This is a genomic window from uncultured Arthrobacter sp. (assembly GCF_902805515.1).
GTDB lineage: Bacteria > Actinomycetota > Actinomycetes > Actinomycetales > Micrococcaceae > Arthrobacter_D.
On record NZ_CADCTE010000121.1, the window covers coordinates 1 to 20,652 of the forward strand.

A 20,652-nucleotide genomic window follows, 5' to 3' on the forward strand; every position below is an offset into this window, starting at 1 on the left:
CCCCAACGATGCGGCTACTCATGCCCAGCAGTTCGGGCAGTTCGCTGGAGACCATGAGCAGCGCCCTGCCCTCGGCGGCGAGGGCCCGCATGAGGTTGTAGACGGCGAGCTTGGCCCCGACGTCGATGCCGCGGGTCGGCTCGTCGAGCAGGACCACCAGCGGGTCGATGGCCAGCCACTTGGCCAGCACCACCTTCTGCTGGTTGCCGCCCGAGAGGTACTGCACCTCCTGGTCCAGGTCCCGCGCGACGACCTCAAGGGAGGACAGGATGCCGGGGGTCGCGGCGCGCGCCTCCGGGGTGCTCCGCGGAAAAACCGAGCGGATGACGCCCAGGGCGTTGTTGAGGATTGACTGGTTCAGGCTCAGCCCCTGCGCCTTGCGGTCCTCGGTGATCAGGGCAATGCGCCGCCGGATGGCCTCACGCGGGGAGGTGGCGGTGAAGGGCTGGCCGTCCAGCTCCACCCGGCCGCGGGTGAAGGGTGCTGCCCCGAAGATCGCCTCGACCAGCTCGGTGCGCCCCGAGCCCTGCAGTCCGGCCACCCCGACGATCTCCCCGGCCCGCAGGTCGAGGTCGATGGCATCGAGCTGGTGGTTGCCGCCTCCCTCGATGCTCAGCAGGATCCGTCCCACGGTGGTGCCGGGGTGTTCCTCCGGGTAGTAGGCCGAGATGGGGCGGCCGACCATCATGCGCACGAGGGCGGCGTCGTTCAGTTCGGCGGCCGGCTGGGTGCCGACGATCCGCCCGTCCTTGAGCACCGTGATGGTGTCGCAGAGATCGAAGATCTCCTTGAGCCGGTGGGAGACATAGAGGATGGCCGTTCCGCGCTCCTTCAGCCGGCGCACGATGGCATAGAGGAGTTCGACCTCCGCGCCGGCGAGGGCGGCGGTGGGTTCGTCCATGGAGATGATGCGGGCGTCGTAGCTGACGGCCTTGGCGATCTCGACGATCTGCTGCTGGGCCACCGACAGGGAGCTGACCGCCGCGGTGGGCCGGATGTTGCCGATGCCGAGCTGGTCGAGCAGCTCGGCCGTCCTGAGGTTCATCGCCTTGGTGTCGACGAGGAGGCCCCGGCGAGGCTCCCGGCCCAGGTAGATGTTCTCCGCCACGGTGCGGTCGGGAAGCAGGTTGAACTCCTGGAACACCGTGGACAGGCCCGCGAGGTGGGCCTGGGTGGGGTGGTGGAACTCCACCGGCTCTCCGTCGATCTCGATGGTTCCGGCGTCGCGCTGGTAGACCCCGGCGAGCAGTTTCATCAGCGTCGACTTGCCGGCCCCGTTCTCGCCGACGAGGCCGTGGACTTCCCCGGCGCGCAGCTCGAGGCCCACCTCCTGGAGCACCGGCACCCCGAAGAAGGCCTTGGAGAGGCCGGTCACGCGGAGTACCGGCCGCTGGAGAATCCCGTTCATGGAATCACTGTGACAGAGCTCACAACTTCTGTCGATACTCGTTCAAAAGTCGCGCACTACTTGCTCGATACCTGCTGAAGTGACTAGCGAAAGTGGGCGTGCTTTACTGAAGCCGTGTCATCTTTTCCAGCGCTCCCATGGACGGGAGCCCGCCCCTCAACGGTTCCCGCACCGGGGGCGAGCGAAGTGTTCCAGCTGCTCCGGGACGGGCAGCCGCGCACCCGGGCCGAACTGGCGCAGCTGACCGGCCTCGCCCGTTCCACCGTCGCCTCGCGCGTTGACACCCTGATCCGGCTCGGACTCGTCGCCCCGTACGGAGGTGCTGCCTCCACCGGCGGCCGTCCGCCGTCATTGTTTGCCCTGAACCCCGGAGCGCGCATGGTGATCGGCGCCGACCTCGGCGCCACCCACGCCCGGGTGATCCTCAGCGACCTCTCCGGCGCCGAGCTCGAAAGCGACCAGGCGGAACTGCCGATCACCGACGGGCCGGAGCGCGTCCTGGGCTGGCTCACGGAGACCATCGGGGCCCTCCTCACGCGCGCCGGCCGCAGCGTGGCCGAGCTCGCCGCCATCGGCATCGGGCTCCCGGGGCCGGTCGAGCACGAGACGGGCCGGCCCATGAACCCGCCGATCATGCCGGGCTGGGACCGCATCGATGTCCCCGCCCTCGTGCAGCGGAGCTATTCCGTTCCGGTGCTTGTGGACAACGACGTGAACATCATGGCCCTGGGGGAGCAGCGGTTCCACTGGCCCGACATCACCGAGTTCATGTTCATCAAGGTGGCCACCGGGATCGGGGCGGGCATTATTTCAAGCGGCTCCCTCCAGCGTGGAGCCCAGGGCACGGCCGGGGACCTCGGCCACGTCCGGGTGCCCCGCGGTGGGGAGGTCTGGTGCCGCTGCGGCAATACCGGCTGTCTGGAGGCACTGGCCGGCTGGCCCGCGCTCGCCGCGGCCCTCAACGCCGAGACCGGGCTGACGCTCTCCTCCAGCGCGGACGTCATCCGGCTGGTCCGGTCCGGGGACAGCACCGCCATCCAGGTGATCCGGCAGGCCGGCCGGGACATCGGGGACGTCCTGGCGACCTGCGTGAACCTGACCAACCCCTCGGTCATCGTCATCGGCGGCAGCCTCGCGCAGGCAGGGGAACACCTGCTGGCCGGAATCCGGGAGGTGGTGTACCGGAGGTCCCTGCCGCTGGCCACAGAACACCTGCGGGTGGTGCCCTCCATCGCCGGCCAGCGCGCCGGTGTGCTCGGTGCCGCGGTCATGGCGATCGCCCATGTCCTCTCGCCGGAAGCCATCGAGGCGGCCAGCGCCGCACTCACCTGAGCCGTTCCGCGGGAAAGGGGGTGCCGTTATCGGCCCCCGTTTGGTGCAATTGAACTGTTGATGGGGAATCGTGCGATGGGGGATCGAAGCGGGAGGAAAAGCATATGCATCAGCCCAGGGTCCTAGCCCTCATCCTGGCCGGAGGCGCCGGCGGCCGGCTGGGTGTCCTGACGGACCACCGGGCCAAACCGGTGCTGCCCGTCGGGGGCACCTACCGGATGATCGACATTCCCCTGTCGAATCTCTATCACAGCGGCTATGCCGACGTGTGGATCGTCGAGCAGTACCAGCCCAAATCGATCAACGACCACCTGGCCAGCGGCCGGCCCTGGGACCTCGACCGGACCAACGGGGGCCTGCGGGTGCTGCCGCCCTTCCAGGGCAATGACGGCGAGGGATTCGCCGAAGGCAACGCCGATGGGATCTACCGGCAGGCGGACTTCATCCGCGAGTACGCCCCGGACCTCGTGCTGGTCCTCAGCGCCGATCACCTCTACCAGCTGGACTACCGGGAGGTGGTGCAGACCCACCTCGACTCCGGGGCGGTGCTGACCATGGTCACCACCCGCTTCGACGGGGACGCCTCCCAGCACGGCGTCGTCGAAGCGGAGGACGGACTGGTCACCGGGTTCCAGTACAAGCCGGACCAGCCCGCGACGGACCTCGTCGCAGCCGAGATCTTCCTCTACGACGCCTCGACGCTCCTTGATACCCTGGCGATGCTGCAGGAGACGGAGGGGGAGTTGAAGGACTACGGCCACCAGCTGGTTCCCCACCTGGTGAAGAACGCCAAGGTTGCCGAGCACCGGCTCGAGGGTTACTGGCGGGACCTCGGGCGGCCCGAGAACTACCACCGCGCCCATATGGACCTGCTCGAAGGCAAGGGCCTGAACTTCGATGACCCGAAATGGCCCATGCTCACCGGGGCTCCGCGCAGGATGCCGGCCTTCGTGGCCGCGGGCGCACGCATCGAGAATTCGCTGCTGTCCCCCGGATCCACGGTGCGCGGCCACGTCTCCGGCAGCGTCATCGGCCCGGATACCGTGGTGGAATCCGGCGCCGTGGTCCGGGACTCGGTGCTGCTCGAGGGCGTCACGGTCGCTGCCGGGGCGGAGGTCACCCGGGCCATCGTCGACGCCGGTGCCTCCATTGAGGCGGGCCGCAGGATCGACGGGAGCGAGAGCATCATCACCGTCGATGGGGCGGGGCAGGAACACCCCTGATTCCCTCCGGATCCCGGCGGCCCATCGGGTCGGCGGCGTCCGGGCGGGGCCCGCTGGTGGCCGGGGCGACGGCGAGCACCACCAGGGCCGCGGCAATGGCCGCCAGTCCGGCCCACCCGGCCGCCGTCAGGTGCTCGCCGACGACGAGGACCGCAAGGAGCGCCGCGACGGCCGGCTCGCTCAGGGTGAGCGTGGTGGCGGTGCTCGGGCGCACCCGGGTGAGGCCGTAACCGAACAGCAGGTACCCCAGGAACATCGGCACCAGCGCCATATATGCCGCAACTGCGATGGATTGCCCGGTGGCGAGCAGCGGCGCGCCCGTAAGGAGCAGCACCGGCAGCAGGAGGGCCCCGCCGGCGCCGAACACCGAGCCCATGGCGGCGGCCCGTTCCACGCCGGAGGCCATCAGGCGGTGAACCACCCAGGAGTAGGTGGCATAGGTCGCGCCGGCAACCAGGCCGAGCACTATGCTTCCGGCCAGCGGGAGGACGGCGGCCGGTGAGCCCTCCAGCCTGGACAGGCAGAGCAGTACGCTTCCCGCGACGCCCAGCGCCGCGGCAAGCATCCACCAGCGGCTGAGGGAGCGGCCCTCAAGGACCCGTTCGAGCACGCCCGAGGCCAGCGGCGCCGAGGCGAGTGACACCACCGTGCCGATTGCCACCCCGCCCAGGTGCATCGAACTGTAGAAGGCCAGCGGGTAGACGGCGACGGACAGCGCGCCGGCGGCGACCAGGGGCGCATGGCGGCGCAGGCCGGTGCGGGCCCGGCGCAGGGCCGGCACGGCGATCACCGCCTGCAGGAGTCCGCCGATACCCAGGGCGGCGGCCCCGATCGCCAGGGGCCCCACGCCGGGGGCGAAAGTCGCGGCCGTGCCGGTGGTGCCCCACAGGAAGGAGGTCACGAGGATTGCGGCAGCCCCCAACGGCAGACCGCGGCTCACGCGCTGCCCGCGTCGAGGGCGTGCCGGGCAGGGATGTGTTCGGCGGTTCCCCAAGCGTTCATCATCGGCCTCCATAGCCCTGAGACGGAACTAGGTAGGCCAGTCTATCCAAAGAGCCATTGCGGGACACGGCTGACTGGTCTTGCGGGAAGCCTTTTTACGGGCTTCCGGCAGTTAGGAAACTTACTGCATCATTTCCGGGTTGAATATGCCAGTGAGGGCGAATGAGGAGCCAACCAGGAAAGCGCCAACCCCAAAAAGCCGTGCATATCCGGGAGTGGCGAGGAAGGACTTTGAATAATCAACACCCATGGGCTTGTAGTCCTTCATCGTGTCCGCCATCCCTTGTGCGGTCCCGTTGATATTGAGCGCTACGACGACGCCCAGCGCCGCGAAGAGACCGCCGATAATGGTCAGGTTGACGCGACTGACTTCCTGCTGGCCGATGAGGACCGACGCGAATTGCACAATGAAGGCGATACCGATAAGTACGTATAACGTTTTTGCGGGCTGCGGTAGGGCACGGATGAATGTCAGCATGCGCAAAGCGTAGTCCGCGTCGGGAGGGGACTCGACACCAATCTTGATATTATTTCCAGCAGCGCCGCCCCGGCGGGCTTCCGCAGCTTATTGCGCGACTGGGATCCGCTTTTGGTTCTCTTCCAAACGCTGTTGTATCTTCAGCGGTAGAACGTGCGGCTGGGATCGGCTTCACGCTGATCAGGGGACCCACGCATGAAAACTTCTTCCGGCTTTCCAAGCCGTCGGCGGCGCGCCATCGCTGCCCTGAGCGCTGCTCTGGTCATACTCACCAGCTCATTCGCGGCGGTTCCAGCAGTTGCCACGACGGCCGATACTGCCGTCAGTGAACCTGCACCTACTGTTTCCCTCACCTTCCTGAACGATCCGGTGGTGGGCGAATATCTGAAAGTGAAATCCGATGTCGACTGGAGCAAGCGCTGGGAAAAAATTTCCTACCAGTGGCTGCTGGACGGACAACCGGATCCGGACATGTGGGGCTCCGATTCCTACTCGGTGCGGCCCGGCGATCTGGGACACCGCATCTCCGTGCGGTTGACCCTCAAGGCGTACGGGGAAGAGCCGGTCTCCTATGCCTCAGGTGAGACCGCACCGGTCCAGGGGGCGATAAGGGGTTTGGTGGATCACGCGCCCGTCGCCGTACTGGGCATGACCATATCGGCTGGTGCGTCAGTGAGCAGCTACCCCGCCCTGGACTCTGAACCCGAGCGAGCCTATACCTGGTCGCGCGACGGGGTGCAGATACCCGGAGCAGATTCGGGATCCTACGTCGTCACAGAGGAGGACATGGGAGCCGAGCTTACAAGTACGGTCGTGGTGTCGGCGCCGGGTTACCGGAGTTGGAGTGGCACAACCGAGCATGGCGTTGGCATCCGGGGATACCTCGAGCTGAACTCCTCGCCCGTGATCACGTGGGCTGGTAACTCCACTTACTATGCGGCTACAGGGACTGTGCTGCGCGCTTCGGCGCCGCCGGTGGTCGGTCCTGCCCCGGCGGGCCTCACCTACGCCTATCAGTGGTTCGAGCGGGATTCCTGGCAGTGGCCCATCGCGGGCGCGACCGGTGCCACGTATACCGCGAGCGCCGAGAATATCGGCAAGCGGATCGGCGTACGGGTGACGCCGGTTGCGCCGAACTACAAGGGCAAGACAAGCGAGACAGGTTTCGGCCACGGGCCCTTCGTGAATGGCACCTTCTCTGGTCTCACCGCACCGGTGATCAAGGGCACGCCCATGCCCGGACAGATCCTCACCGCGGTACCCGGGACGGCGCCGGTTCCGACCGCCGAATCGGTGACCTATGAGTGGTACCGCGGCAGCACCCGGTTGACAGCCTGGGGTGCGGACCCGACGTACCGGCTCACCCCTGACGATGGTGGCCACAAAATCACAGTCCGTGCCCGGTACGAGCGGAACAACTACGAGACTGGCGTCACGGCACTCGCCGCACCGGTCACGCCGCCGGGATACTTCAGCCTTCCCCATGCACCGAACATCAGGGGCACGGCGGCGGTAGGCCATACCGTCCACGCAGAAATCTGGGTGGACATGATCTCGCCCAGACCCACGCGATCCACCTACCAGTGGATGCGGGATGGCAAGCCGATCGCCGGAGCCACCGGGCTCAGCTACCGGCTCACGGCCTCAGATCAATGGCGACAGATCACGTTCCGTGAGACTCACAGCCGCGCCGGCTACCACACGGGCGTATGGACTTCACCGGCGGTGAAGCCGATGGCCCTGTTCACCCGGCTTGCGTCTCCGGTGATAACAGGGACGACGGCTGTGGGCAACGTACTGAAGGCAACGGTCAGCACGCCGTATCCGGCCCCGGCGACGAGCTGGCAGTGGCTGCGGAACGGTAAACCGATTCCCGGCGCCACCGGCACGAGTTATAAGCTCACCCGCTACGACCGCAATGCCTTCATCAAGGTGAAGGTCGTCTTCCAGAAGCCCGGCTACCTTCCCACGGCGCGCTACTCCGCCCAGAGGTGGCTGCCCTAGGGTCGCCAGGGATGGGGTGGTCGGACGTCCCAGCTAGACGGCAACCTTCCTCGCGGTGAGCAGCAGGTACTCCCACTCCATCAACAGCGGCGCCCCCTGGCCGGCGGTGCTGGAGGTGCGGGCCAGTTCGATCAGGGCCTTGTCGAGGGCGTCGACCTTCTCCTGGTCCTCGGCAATGAACTTGTACACCGAGATCGTCGGTCCGTAGAAGTCCTTGAAGTAGTGGAGGAACTCCTCCGGCCCGGCGAACCTGTCGATGACCACCGTCTGGTTCAGGGCGCGGAGATCGGTCACCTGCGCTCCCAGGAGCTCCTGGACGTGGTCCTCGCTGCCCCACAGGGGCGGCGGCTGCGCGCCGGGCGGGGGCGGGGGAGCGAACGGTTTCATGGTGGCGAACATCTTGCCGATGAACCCGCCGGGGGTCCAGCTCAGCAGGCCGACGGTGCCGCCGGGCCGGCACACCCGCACCAGTTCATCGGCAGCCGCCTGATGGTGCGGTGCGAACATCACCCCCACGCAGGACATCACCACGTCGAATTCATTGTCGGGAAAGGGCAGGGCCTCCGCGTCGGCCTCCCGCCATTCGAGGGTGGCGCCCCGGGCCGCGGCGTGATCGCGCCCGGCGTTGAACAGTTCGGGGGTGAGGTCGCTGGCGATCACCTCCGCCCCCATCATGGCCGCCGGGATGGCCGCGTTGCCCGCGCCGGCTGCCACATCAAGGACCCGCTGTCCGGGCCGGATTCCGCACGCTTCGACGAGGACCGCTCCGAGCTCGGAGATCAGGTCGCTGGCCAGGGTCGGATAGTCGCCCTGGGCCCACATGGCACGGTGCTTTTGCTTGAGCGCCCGGTCCGCGTCGGACGCGTTCTGTACCTCATTCATGTCGATGCCTTCTGCTCTGCAGGTGGACGTGACAGCGCGCTGTCGAGGCAGTGGAGGCTGGTATGCGAGCCATTGTGCGCGCGGCGGGCGGAGTTGTAAAGGTCTCCGCCCGCCCGTCCGGCTCCCCGGGCTCAGCGCCCGACGGCGACCCGCGCGTCGGTTTCCTTCGCGGGGAAGGCCGGAGGATGGACCCCGGCCATTTCCTCCATCACCCGCACCACCTGGCAGCTGTAGCCGAACTCGTTGTCGTACCAGACGTACAGCACCAGGAAGGTGTCATTGGCGATGGTCGCCAGGCCGTCGACGATTCCGGCGCGCCGCGAGCCGACGAAGTCGGTTGAGACAACCTCGGGCGAGTCGATGTAGTCGATCTGCTTGCGCAGGTCCGACTGCAGCGACATCTCCCGCAGGTAGGCGTTCACCTCCTCCTTCGTCGTGCCGGTGCGCAGGGTGAGGTTCAGGATCGCGATGGAGACATCCGGGGTGGGGACGCGGATGGAACTGCCGGTCAGCTTCCCCTCGAGTTCGGGCAGCGCTTTGGCTACGGCCTTCGCCGCGCCGGTCTCCGTGAGCACCATGTTCAGGGCCGCCGACCGTCCCCGCCGGTCTCCGCGGTGGAAGTTGTCGATGAGGTTCTGGTCGTTGGTGAAGGAGTGGACCGTCTCCACGTGCCCGTGCACCACCCCGAACCGGTCATTGACGGCCTTCAGCACGGGCGTGATCGCGTTCGTGGTGCACGACGCCGCCGTGATGATGGTGTCGTCCCCGCTGATGGTTCCGTGATTGATGCCATGCACGATGTTCTTCAGTGCGCCCTTGCCCGGCGCGGTCAGCAGGACCTTCGCCGCACCCTTGCTGCGCAGGTGCTGGGACAGCCCCTCGGCGTCGCGCCACCGGCCGGTGTTGTCCACGACGAGCGCATCCTTAATGCCGTAGCGCGTATAGTCGATGGTCGCGGGGTCGTTCGAGTAGATCACCTGGATGGGGATCCCGTTCGCGGTGATGATCTCCGCTTCCTCGTCCACCTGGATGGTTCCCTCGAAGGAGCCGTGGACCGAATCGCGGCGCAGCAGACTCGCCCGCTTGATGAGGTCGTTGTCGGAGCCGCGCCGGACGACGACGGCGCGTAGCCGCAGGCCATGCCCGCCACCGGCCTTTTCGATGAGCAGGCGGGCCAGAAGGCGGCCGATCCGGCCGAAACCGTAGAGGACGACGTCGGTACTCGTCCGCTCGTCGCGGCCGCCCTTCCCGACGACGTCGGCGAGTTCGTCGCGGAGGAAGTCCTCGAGTGAGCGGCTCCCGCCCTCGAGGTCGTACTGCGAGCGCAGCCTTGCGATGTCGATCGCCGCCGCGCCGAGATCGAGGCGCGAGAGGATCTCGAGCATCGGCAGAGTGTCCTCGAGCCGGAGTTCCTCGGTGCTGATCCGCCGCGCGAACCGGTGCGCCTTGAGGATGTTCATTGTCGATTTATTGATGAGGCTGCGGCCGTGGATGCTGGTGACCACATTGTTGGTGCGGTACAGGCGGCCGATCAGCGGAATCATCGCTTCGGCGAGCGCCTCGCGGTCCATCCAGGTCCCGCGGCTCGTGGTCGGATCGTGGTGCGTCAACTGTGTCCCTCACTGCGCCGGGAGCACCGGCGCGTACTCATCCAGCCGGATGGGACGCAGGGATAGCGCCAGGCATCGTCGACTGGTCGTTTGACTCATTACACCGCGTCCGGTGGGTGCCGGCCAACTCGAAGTACCGCCTTGCATGCCGCCGTCGATGCTGGACACCCGACCCGAAGGTGCGCGCCGTCCGCTGCCGGGCCGCGTCCCGCAGTATTTGCGCAATTTTTCACCCATCGGGGCCGCCGAAGGATTTCCCGCCCTTAGGCTCATCGGATGGGCTCCTGGGGGACGGAAATTTTCGACAATACCGACGCTTCGGACGTTCGGCGCGAGTTCGAGGACCACCTTGCGAAAGGGGCCACTCTGGAGGAGGCCACCGCCCGGATCCGCAACGACTTCGGCGTTGACAGGGCCTTCGCGCTCTCCAGGGGCGAGAAGGACAACGATGTGTGGCTCGGCCTCGCCGCCGTCCACCACGAGAGGGGGTATTCCTCGCCGGCGGTTGCCGCCCGGGCCCTTGGCATTGTCGAATCCCGCGAGGAACTGGAACGGTGGCTCCAGGAGGACCGTCCGGCGCGCGCGGCTGCGCTCGCCGGCTTGGGGCGGGCCGTACAGGATGCGAACCCCGGCGTAGGGCCCCAGCGGACACCGCCCTTCTGGGCTCGCCTTGCACGCCTGCGGCGCATGCAGTGGTGGACCCGTGTACTGGTGGCGGCTCTGATCGCGCTCGGGCTTTCCCTGGTCCTGATGGCATGGGGGCACTCGGTCGCCTCCGCCACGGCATTGCCCATGCTCGCGTGGGTCGTTTATACGGGAAGGACGATCTGGCACCAATTCCTGGTGTGGCTCGGCTTCCGCAGAAAAGGTTGACACAAGCAACCGGTAACGGTTGACTCAGGACACCACATTCGCTCCTTGGGGAGGAACACCATGACGTCATCCAGAAAATTCGCCGCCCTCTCGCTGGCCGTCCTGCTCACCACCGGGGCAACGGCCGCGGCTCCGGCCTTCGCTGTGGGCGAGGGCCCGAACTACGGCGGCCACGAGACCATCAACACCTCGATCCTGCGCTCCTATGACGAGGTCGTCGCGGAGCTGAAGAACCAGGATGCCCGCCAGCCCGCGCTTGAACTTGAGGTGATCGGTCAGTCGGTCAAGGGCCGGGACCTGTATGTGGCGAAGTACATCAGCAATCCGGACAACCCCACGATCCTCTACCTGACGCAGCAGCACGGCAACGAGCAGCTCACCACCGAGGGTGCCCTGGAATTCATCAAGCACCTGGGGACGGGAAAGTCCCGCGGCGTGCTTGAGGGCGTGAACATCCTGGTGGTGCCCATGCTGAACCCCGACGGTGCCATGGGGGACGTCAACTTCCCGCTCGACGGCTACATCGCCGACGGCGGAAGGACACTGACGCGGGCCAACGCCAACGGGGTCGACCTCAACCGCGATCACGTGAACAAACTCCAGCCCGAGACCCAGGCCCTCCACAACAACGTCATGCGGGCCTACGACATCGACTACATGATCGACCTTCACCATCAGGGAACCCAGAGCGAACGCGACGGGCGGCTGGTTTCGGGCTCGATCCTCTACCCGACCACCGCCAATGTCGCCCCTGCTGTCCTTGAAGGCTCCAAGCGGCTCGGATCGGTGGTGTTCGACGCCGTCGACTCCACCGGGTGGGGACACCTGGGCCGGTATGTCGGCGGCACGGCGGAGACGATCAGCCGCAACGGGATCGCCGTGGAGTACGGCATCTCGACGCTGCTCTTCGAGATGCGCGGCATGTCGGACAACACCGCCGAATCCGCGGTGCTGGGCCAGAAGAGCAACGGCTACCTGATCCGGCAGACCGTGCTGACCCTCGACGCAACGGCCCGTGCCATCGCGGACGGCTCGATCAATTCCGCCGACACCTCCTTCTGGGACACGCTCGCGGAGCAGACCACCCGTCCGACCGAGTAGCCGCCGCCGGCGTTCAGGCCCCGCCGGCTGGCGAACCCGCTGGCGGGGCCTGCTCGCCCAGGCGTCCGGCCGGCCCGCTGGGGCGGCTGAACGGATGCTCGTCTCAGTTGGGGTTCGAGAGGAGGGTGCGGGAGAGGAAATCCCGGATCAGGGCTCCGGCTTCCTCAAGGTGGCTCTCCAGCAGGAAGTGGCCGCCGTCGAGGAGGTGGATCTCGGCGTCCGGCAGGTCCCGGCCGAACGCGGTGGCCCCGGGGTGGATGAAGATGAGGTCGTTCTTGCCCCACACCGCCAGCAGCGGCACCTGGCTGTCCCGGAAATACTCGTGGAGTCTGGGGTAGAGGTCCCGGTTGGTGGAGTACTTGCCCAGCAGGGCCACCTGAGCGTCGAGGACCCCGGGGCGGCTGATCAGTGCGAAGTCCTGGGTCCAGGTGTCGGGGCTGATCAGCGAGGGATCCGGCACCCCGTGGGTGTACTGCCACTGAATCGCCTCAAGGCCGAGGACCTCGCCGATGGCCGCGGCTTTTTCAGGAGTCGGATCGGCGTTGAAGTCCCAGACCGGGCCCCAGAAGGCGTCGTCGAAGCCGTCCTCGTAGCCGTTGCCGTTCTGCGTGATGATCGCGGTAATCCGCTCGGGATGGTTCAGTGCGAGGCGCCACCCGACGGGGGCGCCGTAGTCCTGGACGTAGATCGCATACCGGTCGACGCCCAGTTGCTCCAGGAGCCCGTCGACGCAGCGGGTAAGGGAATCGAAGTCGTAGGAGAACTCCTCGACAGACGGGGCAGCAGAGTGGCCGTAGGCGATCAGGTCGGGGGCAATCACATGGAAGCGGTCCGCCAGCAGGGGAATCAGGTTCCGGAACATGAAGCTGCTCGTCGGGGCACCGTGAAGGAGCACCACCGCGGGCGCGGCCGGGTCCCCCGCCTCACGGTAGAACACATTGAGACCCTCGACGTCGGCATTGCGGTGATGGATGGGCATGGTGACCTCCCGTGCGGTCCAAGCGGGTGAACCACAGCGAACACGCCGGTGCGCCGCCGTGTCAATGATCCGCACTGAAGGAGACGGGGCAGTGCCGGATTATTACCGCCGGGCCGGGCCTGGATCCTGCCTGCAGCCCCGGCCCGGACCTGGCGGCTGTCGAAAGGACATCAGAGTGTCGCCGCCGCGAACCGCTTGCCGTCCGAGTTCTCGATCATGACGGCCCGGACCTTCGAAGGATCGAAAATCGCGCTTCCGTTGATCGTTGCTCCTTCGGCCGCGCCCTTTTCGGAGATGACCCAGCTCCCGGCGATCTCCCGGTTCCCGTCGATGCCCTCAACGATGAGCCGGCACCGTTCTCCGGCGGGGATGCCGGTCACAGCAGCATTGACCTTCACGAACCCGGCCGCCGGCTGGACGCTCACGGTGAGCCGCGTGCCGGTGGCCGCGTCGACGGTGCTCGCATACCGGGTTCCCGGCACCTCGGTTGCGGGAGCGGTGGCCGCCGGTGGGGCGGACGGAACGGGGGTGGACGCCTGCGGGGCGTTCATCGTGTAACCCACCGTCCCGCTGACTCCCGCGACGAGCGCCACCAGTGCTGCGGCCGCCGCGAAGGTGGCCACCCGACGCCGTCCGGCGCGTGCCTGCGGTGCCGCAAGGGTCCGGCTCTGCCGGAGGGTGCGCTGCAGCAGCAGGTCCGCGTCGGGCGGCGGCCCTTCAAGCAGGGCTTCCGGGGGGAGGGACCGCAGGGAGCCTTCGAGCGCCCGCAGGGAGGCGAGCTCATCGCGGCAGGCCTGGCACGCCGCGAGATGGTCCCGCGCGCGCCTCTCCTCCTCGCCGGTCAGCTCGTCCATCCACACTGCCTGGACATCGAGGTGGGCATCAAACATGTTCATGGGCTACTCCTTCCATGTTGAGCCCCAGATCATTGAAGCGCTCCCGCAGAGTGCGCAGGGCGTAGTACGTTCGGGACTTTACGGTGCCCGGTGGAATGCCGAGCCGCTCCGCCGTCTCTCCAACCGTCCGCCCCTCAAGGTAGACGCATCTCAGCACATCACGGTGGTCGGAGGACAACTGTGCCAGCGCATCCATTGTCACCATGGTGGTCACGACCGACGCCGAATGGTCGGGCTCCAGCGGCACGGTCATTTCGTTTTCGGCAACCTCGAGCGGCCGGGCATTACGCGCCCGAATCCGGTCGGTAATGATGTTGCGGACCACCGTGAGGAGCCATCCGCGCACTGACCCTTTGCCGTTGCCGAGGGTTTGCTCGTGCTTCCACGCCCGGATCAGGGTTTCCTGCACAATATCCTCGGCGGCGGCCCGGTCGCCGGTGAGGCGGGTGGCGTACGCGAGCATCGCGTTGCCGTGCTCCTGGAAGAGGGCGCGGATGAATTCGTCCCCGGGGTCCACCTGGGCCCGCCGTCGTAGGATCATTCGCCCTGTCCATTCATCGGGATCGACCGGCAGGCGGAATGCCCCCAAGCCCGGCCCCTACCCACTCCGGGAGCAGCGTTCTGTCGCGCAGACGCGTGCATGTCCCTCCTCAGCTTCTTTTCAGCGGTACAAAGGGGAACACGTGCCCCGGGCCGAACCGGTTCAATGGACGGCCGGCGGATTGTGAGCTACTCCGGATCCGCGCCTGGGCGCGGAAGGAAAGGCCCTACTCAGGGACGCAGTGCCGTCCCTCGTTGAGGCACCGGACCACGCTGTCCATCAGCCCGGCGGACATCAGGTTGATGAAGTGGGCGTGGTCACTCACCGGGCTGGAGCGTTCCTCCGGGAACGCGTCGACAACGTACCGGGCGCCGTCGGGCACGGCATAGGCCACCTCAAGGTGGAGCTGCGGCACCGGGAACGTGCCCGGCGGGCAGAAGCCGGCGCCGTCCGGGTAGCCGAGGTGGGAGCGGTGGTTGGGGCTGTCGACCGACCGTCCGTCCCAGCAGCTGGGGAAATCAAAGATGCGCACGGTGTCTTCGCCAGTGGGGCAGAGCGGATAGTGCCGGCTGGCTAGGTCGGGGCTGCCCGAGCAGGACCACCGCAGGTGGTCCGTCCCCGCCCCGGCCTGGGTGTACCCGTGGGCGTTTCCCGCGCCGGTGCGGACATTCGGGGCCAGCGGCACGACATTGGCTGCAGGGCTGCCCCGGAACTCAATGCGGACAGAGCGCGGGGTGAGGATGGCGTCGTCGTCGGCCGCTGCGCCGTGCGTGCCGTACCCGGCCCCCGGATCGACCCTGAGCACGGGCCAGTAGTAGGACGACCGGTCGCCGTTCGTGCAGGTGGTCCCGGCCGCCGTGAGGCTCTCCTCGGTGGAGAAGGCGTTGGTGGAGAGATTGCCGACGTAATCGTGGACGTGGTGCGCAGCGCCGCGCTCGCCGGGGCTGACGACGAGGTTGTCGGAGTTCCGCACCTTGCCGCTGTTCACTCCGCAGTCGACGGTGAACGACCCGAGGGAGGCCCCGGGCTGCACCTCCGGGGCGGCAGCGGCAGGGGGAGCCTTCGAAATCGACTCGTACGCAGCGGCGCTCGGTGGCGACCCTGCGGCCCCCGGGAGGAGCAACAACCCCGCGGTGAGCGAGGCGAGAACGGCAAGGAGGAAGGCAAGGGCAGGAGCCTTGAACTTCCCTCCCGGGTCACCGAACACGGAGTCGACCCACGGCAGACGGTGAAACGCTTGTTCCGTTGTGCCGGAAAAATCTGGAATTCAGGTGGTGCGCCTTCCGAACGAAGACCCGAAGCGGTGATGCGGAAACTGCGTGCCCGGGACCCCACTACTTTACCCGGTTCGCGGCCACGGACCGGCCGGAGCCCTGCCAGTGAACCGTTCGGCGACACGGTCCGTGTGGTGGATGTGATGGACCGCCATCGCCCCCACCCCCAGTCGAAGGACGATCGAATGACCCTGAACCGCACCGCCCTCAAAGCAGCACTGATCCCCGTTCTCCTGGCGACCCTCGCCGGCTGCAGCACGGCCGCCGAGCCCGCCTCGACCGCCTCCGCCGCGCCGTCCTCCACGGCCGCGCCCGCCCCGGCGGAGGCTGCACCCGAAGCGGGCGAAGCATCTCCGGCGCCCGCGAAGGCTCCGACGCTGGTGCGCACCCAAGGGGCCGTGCAGATCTTCGACGGCGCCGCCCCGACCCTGCTGGACACCGCCGATCGATACAGCGCCAAGAGCGCCATCCAGCTCACGGCTGGACCAGCGGCTGGCAACGCCGTGACGGACGCGGGCGGATTCTCCCTTTACCGCTTCGACAACGACACCGCCAACCCCTCCACGACCACCTGTGTCGATGACTGCGCCGTGAACTGGCCGCCGCTACTGGTGGACGGCACGGCCAAAATCTACACTGAGAACGTCGACGCCAGCCTGATCGGCTACGTCGAACGGTCCGACGGGACCTGCCAGGTGACTCTTGGCGGATGGCCCGTTTACTACTTCGCCGGGGATACAGCCCCGGGTCAGGCGCTTGGCCAGGGCATTGGGGGCACCTGGTTCACGATCGACGGAACAGGCAAGAAGGCCGCCCAGACGGCTGCTCCGTCGGAGGTCCCGGGATACTAAGCCGGCATCCCGAGCCGATTGAACCCATTCCCCCTCAAGACCGCGAATCGACCAGGCGTCGGTGGCGGCCTGCCCGGGCACGGGTGCCCTTCCGAGGGGACCCAGGAAACCCAGGAACCAGAAATTTCAGGAGACCATAGTGACCGCAGAACCGAATCCAGCCGCCCCCGGCCCCATCCTGGCTGCCGCCGGGGAGAGCGCCTACACAGACGCCACCGCCAGCTACAACCTTGCGGTGGAGATCCGCCCGCAGTTCGCCGCGACGGCCACCACCGTCGCCGAAGTCCAGGCCATCCTCAGGGAGGCGGCGGCTCAGGACCTGTCGGTTCGGGTGCATGCCACCGGGCATGGCTCCGGATCGGTGCTGCCCTACGGGGCGGATGACGTGCTCATCCGGGTGCGGATGGAAGGCGGGGTCGCCGTCGACCCGGACGCCCGGACGGCGGTGATTCCGGCGGGCACCCCCTGGGGGGAGGTGCTGGCCGCCTCCGCTCCCCACGGACTGGTTCCGCTGCACGGGTCCTCGCCGACGGTCGGGGCGGTCGGTTACCTGCTGCGGACGGGGCTGAGCTTCTACGGCAGGCGGTACGGCCTCGCCTCGAACTCGCTCACCTCGATCACGCTCGTTACCGCCGATGGTGCCGTCGTCACGGTGGACCACGACAACGACCGGGAACTGTTCGACGCACTGCGCGGCGGTGGCGGCGGCTTCGGCGTCGTCGTCTCGGTGACGGTGTCCCTCTTCGCCATCGACTCGGTGTTCACCGGTGCCGCGTTCTGGCCGGCCGCCGTGGCCCCGTTCCTGCTTCAGGCGTGGGAGGAATGGGCCGCGACGGCCCCGCCCGAGGCCTCCACGGCATTCCGGATCATGAACCTGCCACCCCTGCCCGGGCTCCCGCCGGCGCTCACGGCGGGCCCGGTCGTGTGCATTGACGGAGCCGTACTCGGCGGGGAGGGGCGCTCCGGGGCGGAGATCGCCGCGGACCTCCTGGAGCCCCTCCGCCGGCGGGTCGAACCGATCCTCGACACCTGGCACCCGGGGGTGCCCACCGACGTGCCCGCAACCCACATGGATCCCCCGGACCCGGCGCCGTTCGTGGGCGACCACCAGATGTTGAAGCCTCTCGGTGCCGCCGGGCGCCAGGCGCTGCTGTCGATCGCAGGCACGGCCGCTGGAGCCCACCTGACGATCGTTGAGCTCCGGCAGCTGGGCGGGGCCCTGGCCGTCCCCGATCCCCGGGGCGGCATCGTGAATTCCCTGTCCGGCGCGTACGGCTCGCTCAGCATAGGCATCCTTGCCGGCCCTGACGCCGCGGAGGGGGTGGAGGCCGGACTGGCCGCACTGCGTGCGGTGCTTGAGCCCTGGGACACCGGCCTGACCGCTCCAAGCTTCGTTGACCGCTTCGATGGACCGCAGCGTTCCTTCGACGCCTCGGTGGCGGAGCAGGTCGAGGCGGTCCGCCGGCGGGTGGATCCGCAGGGCATGTTCGGCCGCGATGCCTCATATGCCGTGCCGGCGGGCTCGCGGAGATAGTTTGAGATCATGACGACATCGTTTCGGTACGACGTGGAGGTGCTGCACCTGCTCGTGTCGCCCGCGCACGCCTACTTCGGCCGCGCCCGCGACGGAGCGGCTGACGTCCCGACGACGGACGCCGACAGGGTTGACCTCGTGGCGGGCAAGGGGATCGTCGGCGACCGGTTCTTCGGCAAGGCGGCGCACATGGATGCGGCGGTGACGCTGATGGCGGTCGAGGCCCTCGATGCCATCGCCGACGAACTGGGGGTCGAGCACTTCGACCCGCTGCTTCCACGGCGCAACGTGATCCTTCGGGGCGCCCAGCTGGCACCTCTGGTCGGGGAGGAGTTTGCGCTCGAATCCGGTGGCGACACAGTGAGGCTTCGAGGCGGCCGGCCGGCGCACCCCTGTGTCTGGATGGACCGGGTGATGGCCCCCGGCGTGCATCCCGCGATGCGCGGGCGCGGGGGCATCCGCTGCCAGGTGCTCTCGGACGGCGTGCTGCACCGCGGGCCGGCCGTGCTGGTCAGCCCCGTCCCGCTGGAGCCCGGGCAGGCGCACGTTCCGGCCCTCCGACGGGCAACCCGGCTGCCCTGACCCCGCACGGCCACCTACCCGTCCGCCATCGGCCGGACGGGTAGGCTGTGCCTGTCCGGGCTGGGCTATGCCCGGCGGTTCGCGTACGGCGGGAGGACAGCGGCTTCGTGGGAAAAGTTAAGGTCATTGCGCACCGCGGCGCGTCCGCCGATGCCCCCGAAAACACTCTTGCGGCCGTCACCCTCGCCTTCGATCACGGCGCGGACTTCGTGGAGATCGACGTGCGCCGGACCCTGGACGGGGAGCTGGTCGTCATCCACGACCCCACCCTGCAGCGGACCACAGATGTGCTCCGGGTGTTCCCCGGCCGCGCCCGGTACGACGTCGCCGGGTTCACCCTGGCCGAAATCCGCGCCCTCGACGCGGGAAGCTGGTTCGGACCCGGCTTCGCAGGGGAGCGCGTGCCGACCCTCCGGGCGGTCCTCGCCGCCCTGGCCGGCCGGGCGGGCCTGCTGCTTGAGGTCAAGGATCCCGCGTCCGCCCCGGGCATCGCCGGCGACCTTCGGTCGGTGCTCGACGCCGCAGGCTGGCTTGGGGAGGCCCCGGCCGGGCGGCTGGTGGTGCAGTCAGCCGACTGGACCTTCGTCGAGGAGTTCCACCTGCTCCTGCCGGAGGTGCCGGTGGGTCTGCTCGGCGGGCCGCCGCCACCGCCGGAGATCGACGGGGCGGCGGGCTGGGCGCACTGCATCAACCCGAAGAACACCAAGGTCACCGCCGCTTTGGTCCGCCGCGTCCACGGCGGCGGGATGGTCCTGTGGCCCTACACGGTCGACAACCCCCGCCGCATGCGCGAACTGATTCAGCTCGGCGCCGACGGCATCATCACCAACCGTCCCGCGCTCGCGGCGGAGGTTCTGGCCGGGTCCGCACGACGTCGATTCGCTTGGCTGCGGCGGCTATGGCCGATCAGCAAGGCTTCCAGGTGAGGCCCCCGGGCGCGTAGCAGCGGGGGCCGTTGTACCCCGGGTACGGGTTGCCAGGTGCGGGAGCCGGCGCTGGAGCAGGGGCGGGAACATAGGGTGCCGGTGCCGGCGGAACATATGGATCCGGGGCTGGTGGAAGATTCGCGATCCGGTCGCGTTCCGCGGCGGCCGCCGCGTCAGCCGCGATGCGTTCGGCCTCTGCTGCGGCCGCTGCGGCCGCAACTCGTTCCGCCTCCGCGATCCGGTCGGCCTCCTGCTGGCGCTTCGCCGCGGCTTTGGCTTCAGCTGCCTCCTTGGCCTTTTGGACCGCCCGCGCCTCTGCCCGAGCGAACTCCCTCCCGGCCTCCTCCCTAGCGCGCAGTTCCGACTCTCCGGTACTGATCGCAGCGGTCAGGTCGGCGGTTAGGGAACTCGCCTTGGCACTGCCGAGGGCGAGCCAGAGCACAGACTTCTTCTCCAGCGCGAGAGTTTCCTGCACGGCCTTAGCAGTGGCCAGGGCGGCAGCGAGACCTGCTGCCGCCGCTGCTGCTGTCGCCGCCGTTCCGCCCACCGGCACCGCTGACGCCTCAGCCAGAGCGTGGGTGGCATCGTCCACCTGGGTGGGAAGGGAACATCCGGTCTGCGGGCTGTGGAGTCCTGCACGGTCTGCCTTGGCTTCACTGTGCGCGGCTTCAACCTCGTCGAGGTACTTCCGATTCGGTTCGAACACCACGGGCACGCCGAGCCCTTGGCGGGCAATTTCGGCATTCACCAAAGTCCGGTCCGTCAGAAACACTGCTGCCAAGGTCCGGCCGTACCGGTCCTCCCGCTCCACATCGAAGTCGAGACCGACCTGCGTGCCTGGCGGTGTCAACTCCTTGAGGAATTCCGTCGCCTCAAGGCCGAGGCACTCAACCGGCTTGTCAGGATGTTTCGTCTCGGGAGTGTCGATATTGAGGAGGCGGACGGTTTTTTCATCGCCGCCCACCTCGATGACAAGCGTGTCCCCGTCGACGACGCGAACGACGTTTCCCGCTTCTGCATCGGGAGAGTCCGAGCAGCTGGTCAGTCCTCCCACCAGGGCCGCGGTGACCACTCCCGCTACGAAAAGCCTGCGCCGGCCGACCGGATACACCACTGCTCTACCCCCACTATTTTCATTTTCGTGTCATTTGGCTGC

At 67.9% G+C, this 20,652-nt stretch carries 19 protein-coding genes; 9 read left to right on the forward strand and 10 right to left on the reverse strand.

Annotated elements, in window-relative coordinates; translation table 11 throughout:
• A partial coding sequence (locus tag QZX79_RS10450; protein WP_294568224.1) for a sugar ABC transporter ATP-binding protein occupies nucleotides 1-1,408 on the reverse strand: 1,408 nt, incomplete at its 3' end.
• Between the two features lie 186 nt (nucleotides 1,409-1,594).
• On the opposite strand from QZX79_RS10450, the gene QZX79_RS10455 reads away from it, so the two are divergent.
• On the forward strand, nucleotides 1,595-2,740 hold the full coding sequence (locus QZX79_RS10455) for an ROK family transcriptional regulator (protein ID WP_294568296.1): 1,146 nt from the start codon (nucleotides 1,595-1,597) through the stop codon (nucleotides 2,738-2,740).
• Nucleotides 2,741-2,844: 104 nt separating this feature from the next.
• Nucleotides 2,845-3,963: a glucose-1-phosphate adenylyltransferase family protein gene (locus tag QZX79_RS10460; protein WP_294568225.1), complete on the forward strand. Its 1,119-nt coding sequence runs from the start codon at nucleotides 2,845-2,847 to the stop codon at nucleotides 3,961-3,963.
• On the opposite strand, the gene QZX79_RS10465 is transcribed toward QZX79_RS10460, so the two are convergent.
• Nucleotides 3,929-4,903, reverse strand: a complete 975-nt coding sequence (locus QZX79_RS10465; RefSeq protein ID WP_294568226.1) for a DMT family transporter — start codon at nucleotides 4,901-4,903, stop codon at nucleotides 3,929-3,931. The genes QZX79_RS10460 and QZX79_RS10465 overlap by 35 nt on opposite strands.
• Nucleotides 4,904-5,086: 183 nt before the next feature.
• Nucleotides 5,087-5,443, reverse strand: coding sequence for a hypothetical protein (locus QZX79_RS10470; RefSeq protein ID WP_294568227.1), 357 nt, complete (start codon nucleotides 5,441-5,443; stop codon nucleotides 5,087-5,089).
• Nucleotides 5,444-5,638: 195 nt separating this feature from the next.
• Between QZX79_RS10470 and QZX79_RS10475 the strand changes: the two genes are divergently transcribed.
• Entirely contained in the window at nucleotides 5,639-7,447 is a 1,809-nt protein-coding gene (locus tag QZX79_RS10475) for a hypothetical protein (protein WP_294568228.1), read from the forward strand.
• Nucleotides 7,448-7,480: 33 nt separating this feature from the next.
• On the opposite strand, the gene QZX79_RS10480 is transcribed toward QZX79_RS10475, so the two are convergent.
• Both QZX79_RS10480 and QZX79_RS10485 read right to left on the reverse strand, forming a co-directional pair.
• Nucleotides 7,481-8,329, reverse strand: coding sequence for a class I SAM-dependent methyltransferase (locus tag QZX79_RS10480; protein WP_294568229.1), 849 nt, complete (start codon nucleotides 8,327-8,329; stop codon nucleotides 7,481-7,483).
• Nucleotides 8,330-8,460: 131 nt separating this feature from the next.
• Nucleotides 8,461-9,939, reverse strand: a complete 1,479-nt coding sequence (locus QZX79_RS10485) for a glyceraldehyde-3-phosphate dehydrogenase (RefSeq protein WP_294568230.1) — start codon at nucleotides 9,937-9,939, stop codon at nucleotides 8,461-8,463.
• Between the two features lie 276 nt (nucleotides 9,940-10,215).
• On the opposite strand from QZX79_RS10485, the gene QZX79_RS10490 reads away from it, so the two are divergent.
• A complete protein-coding gene (locus QZX79_RS10490) occupies nucleotides 10,216-10,812 on the forward strand; it encodes a hypothetical protein (RefSeq protein WP_294568231.1) in 597 nt (198 codons plus the stop codon).
• A gap of 60 nt (nucleotides 10,813-10,872) precedes the next feature.
• Nucleotides 10,873-11,913 (forward strand): M14 family zinc carboxypeptidase, encoded by a 1,041-nt coding sequence (locus QZX79_RS10495; protein ID WP_294568232.1) that lies wholly within the window; start codon nucleotides 10,873-10,875, stop codon nucleotides 11,911-11,913.
• A 103-nt stretch (nucleotides 11,914-12,016) separates the two neighbouring features.
• Here QZX79_RS10495 and QZX79_RS10500 read toward each other — a convergent pair whose 3' ends face one another.
• From QZX79_RS10500 to QZX79_RS10515, 4 genes are all read right to left on the reverse strand, one after another.
• Nucleotides 12,017-12,892 (reverse strand): alpha/beta fold hydrolase, encoded by an 876-nt coding sequence (locus QZX79_RS10500; RefSeq protein ID WP_294568233.1) that lies wholly within the window; start codon nucleotides 12,890-12,892, stop codon nucleotides 12,017-12,019.
• 170 nt (nucleotides 12,893-13,062) lie between these two features.
• Nucleotides 13,063-13,788: an anti-sigma factor gene (locus tag QZX79_RS10505; RefSeq protein WP_294568234.1), complete on the reverse strand. Its 726-nt coding sequence runs from the start codon at nucleotides 13,786-13,788 to the stop codon at nucleotides 13,063-13,065.
• Nucleotides 13,775-14,329 (reverse strand): sigma-70 family RNA polymerase sigma factor, encoded by a 555-nt coding sequence (locus tag QZX79_RS10510; protein ID WP_294568235.1) that lies wholly within the window; start codon nucleotides 14,327-14,329, stop codon nucleotides 13,775-13,777. The genes QZX79_RS10505 and QZX79_RS10510 overlap by 14 nt, the downstream gene beginning before the upstream one ends.
• A 226-nt stretch (nucleotides 14,330-14,555) precedes the next feature.
• The gene (locus tag QZX79_RS10515) at nucleotides 14,556-15,536 is read right to left on the reverse strand and encodes a DUF1996 domain-containing protein (RefSeq protein ID WP_294568236.1); all 981 of its coding nucleotides are present in this window, start codon (nucleotides 15,534-15,536) and stop codon (nucleotides 14,556-14,558) included.
• Nucleotides 15,537-15,788: 252 nt separating this feature from the next.
• Between QZX79_RS10515 and QZX79_RS10520 the strand changes: the two genes are divergently transcribed.
• The 4 genes from QZX79_RS10520 to QZX79_RS10535 all read left to right on the forward strand — a co-directional run bounded on the left by QZX79_RS10520 (nucleotide 15,789) and on the right by QZX79_RS10535 (nucleotide 19,496).
• Nucleotides 15,789-16,454, forward strand: a complete 666-nt coding sequence (locus QZX79_RS10520) for a hypothetical protein (RefSeq protein WP_294568237.1) — start codon at nucleotides 15,789-15,791, stop codon at nucleotides 16,452-16,454.
• Nucleotides 16,455-16,593: 139 nt separating this feature from the next.
• Nucleotides 16,594-17,988 (forward strand): FAD-binding oxidoreductase, encoded by a 1,395-nt coding sequence (locus QZX79_RS10525; RefSeq protein WP_294568238.1) that lies wholly within the window; start codon nucleotides 16,594-16,596, stop codon nucleotides 17,986-17,988.
• Between the two features lie 9 nt (nucleotides 17,989-17,997).
• Nucleotides 17,998-18,570, forward strand: coding sequence for an MOSC domain-containing protein (locus QZX79_RS10530; RefSeq protein ID WP_294568239.1), 573 nt, complete (start codon nucleotides 17,998-18,000; stop codon nucleotides 18,568-18,570).
• Between the two features lie 107 nt (nucleotides 18,571-18,677).
• Complete coding sequence (locus tag QZX79_RS10535; RefSeq protein WP_294568240.1) at nucleotides 18,678-19,496, forward strand: glycerophosphodiester phosphodiesterase family protein; 819 nt, start codon at nucleotides 18,678-18,680, stop codon at nucleotides 19,494-19,496.
• Here QZX79_RS10535 and QZX79_RS10540 read toward each other — a convergent pair.
• Entirely contained in the window at nucleotides 19,477-20,610 is a 1,134-nt protein-coding gene (locus QZX79_RS10540) for a thermonuclease family protein (protein WP_294568241.1), read from the reverse strand. The genes QZX79_RS10535 and QZX79_RS10540 overlap by 20 nt on opposite strands.
• Between the last annotated feature and the right edge of the window lie 42 nt (nucleotides 20,611-20,652).

Excerpts from the sequence above, each read along its gene's own strand:
- QZX79_RS10460 (WP_294568225.1), top strand. The coding sequence starts at position 2,845 with ATGCATCAGCCCAGGGTCCTAGCCCTCATCCTGGCCGGAGGCGCCGGC.
- QZX79_RS10470 (WP_294568227.1), bottom strand. The coding sequence starts at position 5,443 with ATGCTGACATTCATCCGTGCCCTACCGCAGCCCGCAAAAACGTTATAC.
- QZX79_RS10475 (WP_294568228.1), top strand. The coding sequence starts at position 5,639 with ATGAAAACTTCTTCCGGCTTTCCAAGCCGTCGGCGGCGCGCCATCGCT.
- QZX79_RS10480 (WP_294568229.1), bottom strand. The coding sequence starts at position 8,329 with ATGAATGAGGTACAGAACGCGTCCGACGCGGACCGGGCGCTCAAGCAA.
- QZX79_RS10490 (WP_294568231.1), top strand. The coding sequence starts at position 10,216 with ATGGGCTCCTGGGGGACGGAAATTTTCGACAATACCGACGCTTCGGAC.
- QZX79_RS10495 (WP_294568232.1), top strand. The coding sequence starts at position 10,873 with ATGACGTCATCCAGAAAATTCGCCGCCCTCTCGCTGGCCGTCCTGCTC.
- QZX79_RS10500 (WP_294568233.1), bottom strand. The coding sequence starts at position 12,892 with ATGCCCATCCATCACCGCAATGCCGACGTCGAGGGTCTCAATGTGTTC.
- QZX79_RS10505 (WP_294568234.1), bottom strand. The coding sequence starts at position 13,788 with ATGAACATGTTTGATGCCCACCTCGATGTCCAGGCAGTGTGGATGGAC.
- QZX79_RS10510 (WP_294568235.1), bottom strand. The coding sequence starts at position 14,329 with ATGATCCTACGACGGCGGGCCCAGGTGGACCCCGGGGACGAATTCATC.
- QZX79_RS10520 (WP_294568237.1), top strand. The coding sequence starts at position 15,789 with ATGACCCTGAACCGCACCGCCCTCAAAGCAGCACTGATCCCCGTTCTC.
- QZX79_RS10530 (WP_294568239.1), top strand. The coding sequence starts at position 17,998 with ATGACGACATCGTTTCGGTACGACGTGGAGGTGCTGCACCTGCTCGTG.